General features: G+C 39.7%; 16 protein-coding genes and 2 other annotated features. Of the genes, 8 read left to right on the top strand and 8 right to left on the bottom strand.

What is annotated here, in order from left to right:
- Nucleotides 1–18: 18 nt before the first annotated feature.
- The 4 genes from FPQ13_RS08420 to FPQ13_RS08405 form a co-directional block, all read right to left on the bottom strand.
- Nucleotides 19–270, bottom strand: coding sequence for an EsaB/YukD family protein (locus tag FPQ13_RS08420; protein ID WP_144088900.1), 252 nt, complete (start codon nucleotides 268–270; stop codon nucleotides 19–21).
- Nucleotides 260–757, bottom strand: a complete 498-nt coding sequence (essA, locus tag FPQ13_RS08415) for a type VII secretion protein EssA (RefSeq protein WP_281281201.1) — start codon at nucleotides 755–757, stop codon at nucleotides 260–262. Before essA ends, FPQ13_RS08420 begins: the two co-directional genes overlap by 11 nt.
- Complete coding sequence (gene esaA / locus FPQ13_RS08410; protein WP_186279613.1) at nucleotides 747–4,343, bottom strand: type VII secretion protein EsaA; 3,597 nt, start codon at nucleotides 4,341–4,343, stop codon at nucleotides 747–749. Before esaA ends, essA begins: the two co-directional genes overlap by 11 nt.
- A gap of 174 nt (nucleotides 4,344–4,517) precedes the next feature.
- Nucleotides 4,518–4,814, bottom strand: coding sequence for a WXG100 family type VII secretion target (locus FPQ13_RS08405; RefSeq protein WP_144088897.1), 297 nt, complete (start codon nucleotides 4,812–4,814; stop codon nucleotides 4,518–4,520).
- Nucleotides 4,815–5,213: 399 nt separating this feature from the next.
- Nucleotides 5,214–5,463 (top strand) — a binding site (T-box leader).
- A 42-nt stretch (nucleotides 5,464–5,505) separates the two neighbouring features.
- Nucleotides 5,506–5,723, top strand: a binding site (T-box leader).
- Nucleotides 5,724–5,788: 65 nt separating this feature from the next.
- Here FPQ13_RS08405 and trpD point away from each other — a divergent pair.
- The 6 genes from trpD to FPQ13_RS08375 are packed head-to-tail and all read left to right on the top strand — an operon-like array spanning nucleotide 5,789 to nucleotide 10,559.
- Nucleotides 5,789–6,811, top strand: coding sequence for an anthranilate phosphoribosyltransferase (gene trpD, locus FPQ13_RS08400; protein WP_144088896.1), 1,023 nt, complete (start codon nucleotides 5,789–5,791; stop codon nucleotides 6,809–6,811).
- A gap of 1 nt (nucleotide 6,812) precedes the next feature.
- Entirely contained in the window at nucleotides 6,813–7,607 is a 795-nt protein-coding gene (trpC, locus tag FPQ13_RS08395; protein ID WP_144088895.1) for an indole-3-glycerol phosphate synthase TrpC, read from the top strand.
- Nucleotides 7,597–8,220, top strand: a complete 624-nt coding sequence (locus FPQ13_RS08390) for a phosphoribosylanthranilate isomerase (protein WP_144088894.1) — start codon at nucleotides 7,597–7,599, stop codon at nucleotides 8,218–8,220. Before trpC ends, FPQ13_RS08390 begins: the two co-directional genes overlap by 11 nt.
- Complete coding sequence (trpB, locus tag FPQ13_RS08385) at nucleotides 8,217–9,422, top strand: tryptophan synthase subunit beta (protein ID WP_144088893.1); 1,206 nt, start codon at nucleotides 8,217–8,219, stop codon at nucleotides 9,420–9,422. Before FPQ13_RS08390 ends, trpB begins: the two co-directional genes overlap by 4 nt.
- Entirely contained in the window at nucleotides 9,415–10,200 is a 786-nt protein-coding gene (gene trpA / locus FPQ13_RS08380; RefSeq protein ID WP_144088892.1) for a tryptophan synthase subunit alpha, read from the top strand. The genes trpB and trpA overlap by 8 nt, the downstream gene beginning before the upstream one ends.
- Nucleotides 10,201–10,229: 29 nt before the next feature.
- A complete protein-coding gene (locus FPQ13_RS08375; protein ID WP_144088891.1) occupies nucleotides 10,230–10,559 on the top strand; it encodes a hypothetical protein in 330 nt (109 codons plus the stop codon).
- A gap of 80 nt (nucleotides 10,560–10,639) precedes the next feature.
- On the opposite strand, the gene FPQ13_RS13480 is transcribed toward FPQ13_RS08375, so the two are convergent.
- Nucleotides 10,640–10,807, bottom strand: coding sequence for a hypothetical protein (locus FPQ13_RS13480; RefSeq protein WP_186279612.1), 168 nt, complete (start codon nucleotides 10,805–10,807; stop codon nucleotides 10,640–10,642).
- Between the two features lie 187 nt (nucleotides 10,808–10,994).
- On the opposite strand from FPQ13_RS13480, the gene FPQ13_RS08370 reads away from it, so the two are divergent.
- Nucleotides 10,995–11,720, top strand: coding sequence for an ABC transporter ATP-binding protein (locus FPQ13_RS08370; RefSeq protein ID WP_144088890.1), 726 nt, complete (start codon nucleotides 10,995–10,997; stop codon nucleotides 11,718–11,720).
- Nucleotides 11,717–12,484, top strand: coding sequence for an ABC transporter permease (locus FPQ13_RS08365; protein WP_144088889.1), 768 nt, complete (start codon nucleotides 11,717–11,719; stop codon nucleotides 12,482–12,484). Before FPQ13_RS08370 ends, FPQ13_RS08365 begins: the two co-directional genes overlap by 4 nt.
- 55 nt (nucleotides 12,485–12,539) lie before the next feature.
- Here the strand turns inward: FPQ13_RS08365 and FPQ13_RS08360 are convergent, their stop codons facing one another.
- The 3 genes from FPQ13_RS08360 to FPQ13_RS08350 all read right to left on the bottom strand — a co-directional run bounded on the left by FPQ13_RS08360 (nucleotide 12,540) and on the right by FPQ13_RS08350 (nucleotide 13,745).
- Nucleotides 12,540–12,722 (bottom strand): YozQ family protein, encoded by a 183-nt coding sequence (locus FPQ13_RS08360; RefSeq protein WP_144088888.1) that lies wholly within the window; start codon nucleotides 12,720–12,722, stop codon nucleotides 12,540–12,542.
- Nucleotides 12,723–12,813: 91 nt separating this feature from the next.
- A complete protein-coding gene (locus FPQ13_RS08355) occupies nucleotides 12,814–13,020 on the bottom strand; it encodes a zinc ribbon domain-containing protein (RefSeq protein WP_144088887.1) in 207 nt (68 codons plus the stop codon).
- 23 nt (nucleotides 13,021–13,043) lie between these two features.
- The gene (locus FPQ13_RS08350) at nucleotides 13,044–13,745 is read right to left on the bottom strand and encodes a CBS domain-containing protein (protein WP_186279611.1); all 702 of its coding nucleotides are present in this window, start codon (nucleotides 13,743–13,745) and stop codon (nucleotides 13,044–13,046) included.
- Nucleotides 13,746–13,824: the final 79 nt, after the last annotated feature.

Below are 13,824 nucleotides of genomic sequence, written 5' to 3'. Positions count from 1 at the left end.
CACCATCTAACTATCTCTTTATAAAACCGCCAATAGATCTCCGTCCGTTACTGGATGATCAATCAATACGTCTTCCTCTGCTAAAACGAATCCTTTTGTTTTTATTTTCACTATAGCCGGAGTATCTTTTATTTCGTGAATATTCAATACATCGAACAAATCAATTAATAGTTGTTTTACCGTCACATTCCGTGGTATTCGTAAGTCGTACATCTCTTGAGCCCCGTAACGTGTCAAATCAACGGTCACGTTTATATGACTATCGTTCATGTGTGTCACCTCGATCGGCAAATCGTCTAAATAAGTAATAAACAAATCCGGATAAAAAACAAGCAATCGCAAACAGAAATACAATAGTCATTGGTTTTGTTGTTAATGCATTGTTGCTGTTAAAATCTTTTGTTGTTTTTGGCGCTACATAGTTTTCAGGAAATAATTGCTCTTTTGTATTCTCAATCATTGCATTCTCTGATAACTCTATTGAAAATAATTCCTGTCTTAACTGGTCGATCGACTGTTTTTGTTTGTTTTGAATTAAACTGATTTGTTGAGTCGTTTTCGATTTAAATAATTCAGGAAAACTTCTATCCAATTCCGTTTCAATATTGCTTTTATTTCGATTACTCTCAGAAATACGGTCGATTTTCCAATCAATCTTGCCTTTATCATCTTGATTATCTGCTGTAGCCACATGAGGCCACAGCAGAATTAAAAAACAAGAGAGTAGAACAATTTTACGAAAGGATTTAAGCGACATCTTCCTCATCCTTCTTTGCTGCTTGTTTTTGATGGTAAACGAATAAGTTTCCAACAAATGTTACAACCGCCAACAAAATTAGACCCAATGCTATCAATCCATAACTCGTATTTTCTAAGACAATGCCATTCAAAACTTTCTCTACATAATGGAGAGGTGAGAATTCTTTTAGGCCACTGTACTTCGAAGTCGACGAATCAATTGAATCATTTAGCATCAAATACAAGCTGACGATTGAAAGCAAGATAAACATGCCGATCAGTTTAAGCTGTCTTAACAGGTATGTTGCTGTCAGTCCCATCGCAAGCATGATGATGAACATCATTCCGGTCCATATCAACAACTGTTTTCCATCTACACCCAGTAGATAACCTGAAATGATTCCCAATAGAATGCCTTCGAAAGCACTTATTCCAGTTGTAATAGCTGTAATTCGTAGGTTCCCTCCGACTAATGTTTCTTCCTTAAACTCGTTAAGATCAGACCGCCCATGATTCATACTCGAAATTCCATAACCGGTAAAGAGTGCAACAAAGAATGCGATCAGAATGATGACATTAGGGCTGAAGACCGTTGTGTTTGTTCCTAAAATAACCCCATCATTTTTCTTTTCAACTGGACTTGAGAGAAAGTCATATAATTCTTCATTTTGCCTTTCGCCAATACGACTGTTCGCCATCACTTGTGAAAAGTTTTCCGTAAATTTTTGATCATTTATAAGTTGTGTCGAGAGATCATTCGCTAATTGGTCTGCTTGCCGCACTAAATTCAAGCCACTTTGTTGAACATCATTTGCTTGCTCATCAACCTGGTCGAGCGTTTGATAAACTGTTTCTGCTTCATTCAAATTGGTTGATGCCTGATCCGCAAGTGTTTGACTTTGAGAAAACAACGGTTGAAACCCATCATCTAAAGACACCACCATTTGTTGCTCTTCATTGTTCGCTTGAAGGACGCGTGATTGATTATCAACAAGCTGATTGCTGCGCTGTTTCCAACTGTCAACGTTTTCGAAAAGAGTGTTTAATTGGTCTTCAAGTGCAGTTGCTCTTTCTTTCGTTTGTAGAATTTTTTCAGCCAGTTTTTCTGCTTCAGCGTACGTCTCATCAATAAACAGTTGATAGTTCTCAATTAATCCTCGATACTCAACTAGCGGTTCGTTAATCTTATTTTCAATGTCTTTAATTACTTGATCGGATATATAATCTGTCAGCAACTCAGCAACATTTTTATTGAACATCGCATATAAAGAATCTTCGGTAACAAGTCCTTCGTCAGTTTTATTTATGAATTTTTCTTCATCTGCTGAAGAAGATCCTAGTATAGTGGCCGACTCATCGATGATTGTGCAACGCTTATTTGAATCGGCGTCATAACAGGACAATGGAAAACCAAAATACATTTCATACGACGATAGTAATTGCTGATACGGAGCAATTGTATTTTCAATTGAAGCGAGTATCGTTTGTATTTCTTCATCTTCAATTACAGGGTTTGTAACCGTATGGTGATAATAATGATGTTCAATGTTATTCAACTGTGTTTTATTTTCATCCGGATTACTTGTCGTCGGTGTGTTCACTGTATTGTTGTTAACATTATTGTCGTTTTGATTTTTCGTTGTAGTTTTATCCACATTTTCTGATGAAGAAGTAGATGATTGTTGAGAAGATTCAGCTTCTTCTGCTGGTGCAGTTGTTTCTTGATCGCTCGTTTGATCTTGTTTTGTTGTATTTGTGTCTTGATTACTTGTTCCTGTCCCTACTCCGCTTGAATCTTGTTTACTCGCCTGATCCGTTGCTTGTTCATCTGTTGACTCATTTGTACTTGTTTGATTCTCGTTTGAAATCTTTGTTTCTTGTTCCTCACTTGTTTTCGATTGAACAACTGTGAGTCCTTTCACGTTGCTTCCTTGCTTTGTGTCATCATTGTTAGAATCACTTGAATCCAAAGCCTCTTGATCCTTCTGGTATAAATCCCATTTGAATTGTTTTAAATCATGGATATGAATCGATTCATTTAAATAATCATCTTTAAGCTTCAACGCCAATTCAATAGTGAATTCTCCATGATCACTTGCTGGCAAGATACAAGGTTCACTCTCAGAATAATTTTTACAAGTAATTGGATCTTCAGTTGGAGGAATTACGGTTAACGTATCAATTTGAAAGCCCTCACTAATTCCATACACGCGTAGTTCTCTTAATGCCTCTTCGGAATCAGGCAACACTACTGTATCCCTTAACGTCACTCCGTCTTCATTCAGTTTTTTCTTTAATCGATTTATTTCAGTAGGAAGTGTGCCATTGTTATTTTCTGAAGAAATGTCTTTAGCAAATTCCTCTTTATATTTGTCTGTTATTAAGGAAACATTTTTGATTTCTGTTTTTAGTTCGGTAGATAGATTGGTAGCTTCTAAGCTATCTAAGTCAATTTTCGGTAAGTTTTTTATTTGCTCGTCAATTTTAGCTTCGATCATGTCCTGTTGACCTTTCAACAGAATAGACAAGTCATCGTTATTGTCAAATGCTCCGGTAATTGCTGAATTCAGTTCAGTAACAATTTTTTGCGTTGTTTCGTCTGGATCAAATTTATTTTCCTTTAACTCTACTTTTTTTGCTTCTAAATTGCTCTTAATCAGTTCAGCAAAATCAGCAATGTTCTTTTCTTGTGTGTTTTCTGTTTTAGCTTTCTGTACAACCAATTGAGCATTGATATAACTATTCGTATCTCTTAATGCTTGAAGATTTTTATTAACATCTTCGTTAACTAACGTATTCTGCAGCTCTCTCAGATCTTGATCGAACAATTCATCGATTGTTTGGTTATTTTCTTGAACTTCCTGAACTTGTGCGATAGTGGTTTGATAATCATTAAAGTAATCAAATTGATTCACGAGTAAGTCTTCATAGGTGTTTAGCGTATCTTCAAAGCTAGAGAAAGACGCTTTTGAAAACTCTGTATTTTGCTGAATCTGTCCAAATCGTTTCGTATATCCACTTAATGGTTGGTTGACCTGTTGTTGATACGTATAGGCTAAATTTTCATAATCAGAAACTAATTGCGTTACATTGTCCTGTGCTTCCTGCAAATTACCGAGGATGCTGGCAAAATAAACATCAATAATGCGACGGTTGAAGTCGTTCAAAATGGCACTCGCCGTCTCTTCGGCTTGTGCGCGAACGGTTTCATCGTCAGTTGAATTGATGCGATAATTTAAAACAACTTGTTCAGGGTTTTCAGAGTGGATGGATAAGGCTTTTTGTGTGAATTCTTGAGGTATGATAATCATCAGGTCATACGTGTTGTCTTCCAAGCCACTTTCCGCTGTTCCTCTGCTGACGACGAACCACTCATGATTATCATAATCATTCAAACTGTTAACAAACGCCTTCCCGAAATCGAGCGTCTCATCGTCGAAGCTAGCGCCTTCGTCTTCATTCACTAGCGCAATAGACATCTTTCTCGTTTTTTCGTTATTTTCTTCTGAAGAAGCAATATGATTTAACGATAAAAAAGATAGACCAATAATAAATGTTAGGATAAGTGCCAATAAAATAGGTATTTGAATAAAGCTTTTCTTCACTGTTAACAGCTCCCAGCAAAAATCTTCATAGCATAGTTTGTGTTTGAAATTATTATGTTCCGAAAAAGTATGTAAACAAATCCTCCGCTTCAGGAAATGAGATAGACAGTATAAAATGGAGCTACACAATTTGTGTCATCGTGTAGCTCTCCATTTAAATTCGTGGGTGGATCATTATCGTAAACCGAAGTTTTGTGAAAGTGCTTCGTCTTGCTCTTGCATAGCTTGAGCTGTTTTCTGTAGCTGTGTTTGAATTTCCATCAATAACTGAGAAAAGTTTTGAACTTTTGGCTCAAGTTGGCGGAACTGGTCGTCGAAGCGTTCAAACGAACGACCTTCCCATTCACCCCTTAACTGATCTTGGAGGTTTCTAAGTTTGTTAAGTACTTCGTCGATTTGATCAGATCCTTGACCGTACATTTGTGCCTTCGATTTTAACTCCTCTGGGGACATACGAATTTGTCCTGCCATACCCTCATCTCCTCTTAATAAAATTATTTAGAATTCTTCCTGTATTTACCTTAGAAGATTACAAGATTTAATTTCAACTGTTAGTTGACAATTTTTAAAAAACAAAACATTTTGCCTACTCTCAAAAATTGAATGAAACTTTTTTGATTGATTTAGTTATTAATAACTGAATAACTTACATTAATTTCTATTTCAGGCGAATGAATTATGTATTTAGTTTGTCAATTTCTAAAATATACGCATGACTTTTATGGACCTAAAGGATTATTTTTCCTATCAGCAAATTATTTGACTTTTAAAAAGTAACTAACTTGTTATATATTCAATATAAATAATTTATCGAAAGTTTTTATTGACAATGAATTCAATTCGATTTATGCTATTGAATAATCATATGAATGAAAAGCGTTGACGAAGAAGAGTAATTCGTTTTCTGTACTTCAGAGAGCTGGTGGTTGGTGTGAACCAGTGTGCGAAATGAATGAATGGCCTTCCGAGCTTCCAAACCGAAACGAGTGCGTAAGTAGGCTTTGGCGAAATGTCTCGTCGTTATCTGAGACACACATTCAAGCAATTGGGCTGGATGTCGTAAAGAGAGCTTCACGTTGAAGCTAACAAAGGTGGTACCACGGGTTCCCTCGTCCTTTATTTAGGATGTGGGAACCTTTTTGTTTTCTATAAGTCATATAACGATAAATCAATGACGAAGATGAGTAGGCTTATGCAGATCATCAAAGAGAGCTGGTGTCGGTGGAAATCCAGCATGGTCGGTAAGTTGAATGGACTTCAGAGCGTTTTTCCGAAATGAAAAGAGTAGGAAAAAACGGTTCCCCTCCGTTAACGGGGTAGAGCTGGAAGAGAATTCTCTCTTCAACTAAAGGTGGCACCGCGGTTTCGATCGTCCCTTATGAACGCATATTACATGTGTTTATAAGGGATTTTTTTATAGTTAAACGAGAAAAAGGAGTGATTCAATGTTGGATTATTTACGAACGGTTACGGAACGGAAAAGCTTATCTTTCAATGAAATGAAGCTTGCAGCAGAGCAATTATTCTCAGAAGAGATTACTGATATTGAGCGCGCGGCATTTTTATCAGCGTTACGAGTGAAAGGTGAAACACCGGAAGAGATTGCTGGATTAGCCGCAGCTATTCAGGCAAAGTCACTGCAATTACCAGTCGATTCCCCGGATATCATTGACAACTGCGGTACCGGAGGTGATGGCTCCATGAGTTTTAACATTAGCACGACGGCTGCATTCGTCATGGCCGGTGCCGGACTGACCGTGGCGAAACACGGTAACCGTAGCGTTTCAAGTAAAACTGGCAGTGCAGATGTGTTGGAAGAACTCGGCGTCAATTTATCGTTGTCTGGCCAGCATGCAAAGGAGCTACTCGAACAAAATGGAATTACCTTTTTATTCGCTCCGACCATCCATCCAGCGATGAAAAAGCTCATGACGGTGCGGAAAGCTTTACGAATCCCGACGGTCATGAACCTTATTGGCCCATTGACCAACCCTGTAGCACTCTCGTCTCAATTTCTTGGGATCAACCGTGCAGATATGGTCACGGAAATGGCTGAAGTTCTTCGACAACTTGGGAGAAAACGGGCCATAGTCGTCCACGGTGCAGGAGGAATGGATGAAGCCTCTCTTGCCGGCTATAACCAACTTGCTCTGCTGGATTGTCAAGCCATCACTGACTTCCGATTGCATCCAGAAGAAGTCGGATTACCTGTTTATCCAATAGAAGCGATTCGTGGAGGAGAAACGAAAGAAAACGCAATGATTTTAAAACGTGTTTTGCGAGGAGAAAAAGGTGCTTATCGTGATACGACATTACTTAATGCGGGACTCGGAATCTATGCGAATGGAAAGGTCTCGTCTGTAGAAGAAGGAATTCTTGCAGCAAAAGAAAGCATCGACTCTGGAGCAGCGAACGAAAAATTACAGATGTTGATTGAACATAGTCAACGTGTAAAGCGAGGTGCGTAACATGACCATTCTGGATAAAATTTTAGCGAAAAAACAACAGGAAATTACTGAATTAAAACGGTCTTATCAAAGGCATACAAATCGAAAAAAGTCTCCCGTTTCTTTATATCGAGCATTCCAGCAATCCGAGCGAATGAATATTATTGCAGAATTCAAACGTGCTTCTCCTTCAAAAGGTTCGATTAATATTGATGCGGACCCTGGCATCCATACGAAAATGTACGAACAGTTTGGCGCGAATGCTATTTCTGTTTTAACAGACCAACCTTTTTTCCAAGGGAGTATGGGTGATTTACAACGTGTCAGACAGGGTGTCGACATCCCTGTTCTAAACAAAGACTTTATATTAGATGAAATACAAATCGACCGTGCACTCGACTATGGCGCCGATGTCATCTTATTAATCGCTGCAGCCATGAAGCCAGCCCGCTTAGAGCAACTTTACCGCTATGCAACCGAGTTAGGCTTGGATGTCTTGCTCGAAATCCATACCGAAGAAGAAGCCACCATTGCGAATGATTTAAACGCGAACCTCGTCGGCATCAATAATCGTGATTTAAAAACGTTCAACGTTGACCTGGCGACAACAGAACGACTAGCTGAACGGATTCAAAATCCCGCAACACTACTAATCAGTGAAAGTGGCATGAAAACAACGGCAGACGTCGAGCGTGTTCAAAGGGCTGGTACACGAGGAATTCTTGTCGGCGAAACGATGATGCAATCCAGTGATTTAAAACAAACATTTGACGAACTACGTATTCCTTTACACGAGGTGAGCTTGCATGAACGTTAAAATTTGTGGTGTCCAGGATAAAGAGACTGCATTAGCCGTAGCTGCTTCTGGCGCTGATTTTATTGGATTTGTTTTTGCGGAAAGCTCACGACAGGTGGAGCCAGAGGTCGTCAAAGAAATCACCCCTGCCTTACCGGGAACGATCAAAAAAGTAGGTGTTTTTGTTAATGAATCACCTGATGAAATTAACCGAATTGCCGCTTACGCCGGTCTAGATATCATCCAATTACATGGGGATGAAACGCCGACGGAATGTGAACAGATCGATTATCCGGTCATCAAAGCTTCTTCAATACGGGAACCACATGATCTAGAACGACTTTCTATGTATAACGTTGCTTATTCGTTAGTGGACCATCCTGGAGGAAAATATCGTGGGGGTTCGGGTCAATCGTTCGATTGGCAAATATTGAATCAAAGAACTTCGCGTCATAGCCAGATTATTTTAGCTGGCGGACTGCACCCAGGCAATGTACAGGAAGCAATCAAAACGGCGAAACCATTTGGGGTTGACGTGTCAAGCGGTGTAGAAACAGATGGCAGAAAAGATGTTTCGAAAATCCAAGCATTTGTTATGCAAGCCAAAACGATGAATAAGGAGATGAAAATATGACAACGACTGCACAACCGAACACTCAAGGATATTATGGTGAATTTGGTGGAAGATTTGTTCCAGAGACATTGATGCCAGCAGTTCTCGAATTAGAAGAAGCTTACCTTCAAGCAAAGCAAGACCCAGCTTTTCAACAGGAGTTAGATCATTATTTACGCCAATACGTTGGTAGAGAAACACCTTTATATTATGCCGAAAGACTCTCTGAATCGTTTGGCGGGCCGAAGATTTATTTAAAGCGTGAAGACCTAAATCATACGGGTGCACATAAAATCAACAATGCGCTTGGGCAAGCGTTATTGACTAAACGAATGGGCAAACGAAAGGTTGTTGCTGAAACAGGAGCCGGGCAACACGGCGTAGCGACGGCTACCGTCTGTGCTTTACTCGATTTAGATTGTGTCATTTTCATGGGAAAAGAAGATATTGAACGACAAAAGCTAAATGTTTTCCGGATGGAATTATTAGGCGCGACCGTCAAAAGTGTCGACCAAGGAAGTGGGACGTTGAAAGATGCAGTCAATGAAGCACTGCGTTATTGGGTGAGCAACGTAACCGACACCCATTATATTATTGGCTCTGTCGTGGGGCCGCATCCCTTTCCACAAATTGTCCGGGATTTTCAACGCGTAATCGGTGATGAAACGAAAGAACAAATCGTGACACAGGAAGGAAGACTGCCGGATGCTGTTGTTGCTTGCGTCGGTGGTGGCAGTAATGCAATGGGCATATTCGCACCCTTTGTCGAGGAAGAAGACGTTCAGTTATACGGGGTTGAAGCAGGCGGATCAGGTATCGAAACCGGAAAGCATGCAGCGACATTAACCGGCGGATCTGCTGGCATTTTACACGGAACATTGACTTATTTACTCCAAGATCAAGACGGACAAATCCAAGAAGCACATTCGATTTCCGCAGGTTTGGACTATCCAGGAATCGGACCGGAGCATAGTTATTTACATGCGTCGAACCGAGTAGCCTATGATTCGATTACAGATGCAGAAGCTTTGGAAGCCTTACAGCTTTTATCCAGAACGGAAGGAATTCTTCCCGCGCTTGAGAGTTCGCACGCTATCGCTTATACGATGAAATTAGCTAAGGAGCTGACGAGCGATCAAGTGGTTGTTGTCTGTCTATCCGGTCGTGGCGACAAAGACGTTGAAGCTGTTCGCGACCATTTAGGAGGTGTCACACATGGGTAAATTAAAAATCGATGAAGCAATTGGGCACGTTTTACGCAATGGTGATAAAGCTTTTGTTCCATACATCATGGCTGGTGACGGCGGTTTAGATCAATTGGAATCGCAAATTCAATTATTGGCCGATGCTGGAGCAACCGTTATTGAATTAGGCATTCCTTTCTCAGACCCTGTCGCTGATGGTCCAACCATCCAAGAATCCGGACAACGCGCCTTGAAAAATGGTGTCACGTTACGGAAAGTATTGAATGAATTAAAACGGTTTAAACAAGACCGAGAAATTCCCGTCGTTCTAATGACTTATATCAACCCTATTTATGCTTACGGCCCAAAGCAATTTGCTGAAGACTGTGAAGCCAGTGGGGTCGATGGAGTCATTATTCCAGATATTCCTTTGGAAGAAACCGACCATGTTGCAGAAGCATTAAAGGAACACGAGATTGCATTCATTCGCTTAGCTAGTTTGACGAGTACTCCAGAACGATTGGCAAAGATCAGTGAACAAACTGAAGGGTTTTTGTATGCCGTAACGGTCAATGGCATTACAGGGACACATAATGGTTTCGGGGAGTCGTTAGGTGATCATTTATCGAACATGAGGAAGCTTACGAATAATCCTATTTTTGCTGGGTTCGGCGTTTCATCGCCAGAGCATGTGCGCGAGCTAACGGAACATTGTGATGGTGTCATTGTTGGCAGTAAAATCGTCGACCTACTTCATAACGATAATGAAGATGAAATTCGAACATTAATCCAGTCAGCGAAAATTACGCATGTATGATTATTCGTTAAGAGCGAGGTTATCAACAGTTGAGATGCTTGTATCAACAGTCAGAGCGCGGTTATCGACAGTTAGAAACCCTTTATCAACAGTCAGAGCGCATTTATCGACAGTTAGAAACCGCTTATCAACAATCAGAGCGCATTTATCGACAGTTAGAAACCGCTTATCAACAATCAGAGCGCATTTATCGACAGTTAGAAACCGTTTATCAACAGTTAGAGAGCGCCTATCAACAGTTAGAACGCATTTATCGACAGTCAGAACACATTTATCAACAGTCAGAACACATTTATCAACAGTTCGAATGTTCTAATTATCAAAGCCGTCGAATCGCAATAATTATCCACAGCAGTTGATAGCCGAAATTGAATGAACACCCATACGAAATTGTGTTTCATACCTTTATCGTATGGGTGTATTTTATTATTGAGTTAGGTTACTTTTGGGAAGAACGATTTCCAAGCTGGCCTTGTCCCAGCATATTGGAAACACCAGGAATAATTTGCTGAAGCTGACCGCCCTTTCCTGTCATCATACTGTAGGCAGCTGCACCGATTCCAATTGAAGCGACGATTGGCAACCAATCCACATTCCTCATTTGCATTCATCCTCACACCTTTCTCATATAATCACTTATATTTTGCGTAGTCCGAACAGATGCTATGTATGACAATAGATGGGATGTCTTTTAATACGTTTTTCTTTCTTCTAAGTGTATGCTTAATCACTTTGCAGAAAGGGAACGCTCATTTATGATGAGTAGAGACGATTAAAAAAGGAAGTGCTGAATAATGGATTCCAATCAAGCCATTCGATTTGACCAAGTCGATTTTGTTATTGATGACTCGTACATATTAAAAGATATTAACCACGGATTTCCACAAGGAAAAATAACGACACTTGTCGGGCCTTCTGGGGCTGGTAAAACAACGTTAATTCGTTTATGCAATGGACTGATTTCACCGACGAAAGGGCGAATTTACGTTCATGATCAACCAGTTGATGAATATAACCCAGTCGAACTTAGACAAAAAGTCGGAATGGTCATGCAAGGTGTCACAATGCTGAGAGGTACAGTTAGAGAAAACTTGGCGATTCCAAAAAATCTACAAGGTAAAACTTTGTCTGAAAAAGAAGCCAACGAATTGTTGGATATGGTAGGATTACCGGCCACCCTCTTGGACAAAAACAGCAATAACTTATCCGGTGGGCAAAAGCAACGTGTATCGATCGCGCGTTCACTCGTAAACCGCCCGAGTATTCTTTTGCTTGATGAAATTACTTCTTCTCTTGATACGGTGTCGCAACAAGAAATTGAAACGTTGATCACACGGATTAACAAGGAATATGAGACAACAATCATTTGGATTACCCACAACTTACGCCAAGCGTTGAACATCGGCGATTTTAGCTGGGTCATGATGGACGGTGAAGTCATCGAAACGGGAAAAAGTGAATTTTTAAATGACCCAAGCAATGAAAGGGTCAAAGAATTTGTAAGGAGCGAATTTGAATGAGCTTTTTAACGCTATCTTTTGCACTCATATTTGTTATCATTCCATTGATCATATCTAAAACATTAAACTTAGGGTTGGAAAAGGATACGCTCATTGCAACCATCCGCTCCATTATACAGTTGCTTGCGGTCGGATATATTTTGCAATTTGTTTTCGACTCGGATAGCTCTATTTATATATGGCTAATGGTTGGCTTAATGATTATTGCAGCCACCCATAACGCAAGAAGAAAAGGAACAAGCATTCAAGGAATTACTTGGAAATTAGTTGGGACCTTTATATTTATTGAAATTTTGACGCAAGGGGTATTAATTGGCATGGGCATTACTCCAGCCACGGCACAGTATGTCATTCCAATCAGCGGGATGGTCATCGGAAACTCGATGGTACTCAGTATCTTATTCCTCAATCGATTTACAGCTGAAATGGATGATAAGCGAAAAGAAACAGAGCTGATTTTATCGCTCGGCGGAACACCTAAACAAGCTGTCCAACGACAATTAAAAACGTCTATCCAAGCAAGTATCATTCCAACCATTGAAAGCCAAAAAACAATTGGACTCGTTCAATTGCCCGGGATGATGAGCGGACAAATCATTGCTGGGGCTGACCCTGTTCAAGCAGTTCTATTTCAATTACTGGTCTTATTTATCCTATTGACGAATGCTGTCATCACTAGTGCAATCCTTGGCTTCCTTTCTTACCCAACATTATTTAACGAACGAATGCAATTGCTAGAAGATCGAATCAAGACGGATAATTAAAGTGAGCTTAAAAAAGCAGGCATATTCATTTCAAAATGAACATGCCTGCTTATTCTTATTTATTATTTTTATCTTTTTTCTGGTCGATCGTTCCTTGTTGATAATCATCGGTAATTTGCTCATGTATTTCGGCTAGACCTTCTTTAAATTGTGAGTCATTCGCTTGGTCGTAGGATGGGTCATAGTTGTTCTCAGCAATTTTCTCGCTGTCTTTGCGGTTATATTTCTTTTCAGACATGTTTAGCCTCCATTCATGTTTTGTTCAGTGAATAGAAATTTGAAATGCACACTATACATGTTCCCGATGAAACAACTTTTTAATCTATATCTTATCCACCGAAAAATAAATCAATGACATTTCCGGCAGTAGAGGTTTTTTTATTGTATAACTCAGAGTAGCCGCAGTTTTTGCAGTAAACGACTAGAAATTTATTGTGCTGGACATCAAATACCTTCGACAGGCCCGAACCGCTTGTTGCGATTTCTTTTGTAGCTGCCTCTTTACTTCCGCACTTAATACACCCTTCTGATTTCATGCAAACATCCCCTCCCTTATTGCTTATTTTATACGCAAGAAATCCCATCTTGTCATAATACCTAAAAAACCTTCATCTTCTTTACCATTTTCAGTTATCATTAACGCATCAATCCTTACTCCTTGATCTAAATTGTCTTTAAAAATTTCCTTCGCATCGTATATGGACATGTCTCGATCGACGAACTGGTAATTTTGTTGCTCTTCTTCATGCGAAACAACCTGGTGCAACTCAGTTTCGACGAGCGAGATGATATCTTCCTTCACATTTTTTGATAACCAGTTGGTAATTCCGCTTTCGGAAAGCAGACCGAGAAACTTTCCATCTTCATAGACAGGAAATTGCGTTATTGCGTGCTCACGAATAATTTTTAAAATTTTCGCCAATGAATCCTTCGCTTGAAAAATAATGACTTCCTTTTGGAAAGTCGGAAACACTTTTTTCGGATGAATAATTTCTTCTTCTATCATTTTAATCTTTTCAACAGTCGAATCGTGTGGTTCGGCAATGGTAAATGCGGGGTTTGTTGAATTATGTACTATCGCATTTCGCAAGTCGGCAAACTCACGCAAGTCATTATCATACCGTTTTACGACAGCATTCTTCTTCGATGCCTCCCTCACCATGAAGCTAAACGTTTGATATTCATCACTCCCTACCTGCGTTCGCAATGCTTTTTCAATTCGATTAAAAGCTGCTAAGTATCGATCGGAATTATCCGGCATTGTGCCACCTCTCTCTTTGTGCATCTCTTTATTTATCTTTCGATATATACTTAAAAATATCCTACTTTCTTTAAAGAAA

Origin of the sequence: Allobacillus salarius, assembly GCF_007559425.1 — a bacterium.
In the GTDB taxonomy this organism is placed as follows: Bacteria; Bacillota; Bacilli; order Bacillales; family Alkalibacillaceae; genus Allobacillus; species Allobacillus salarius.
This window is presented reverse-complemented; position numbering and strand designations above follow the sequence as displayed.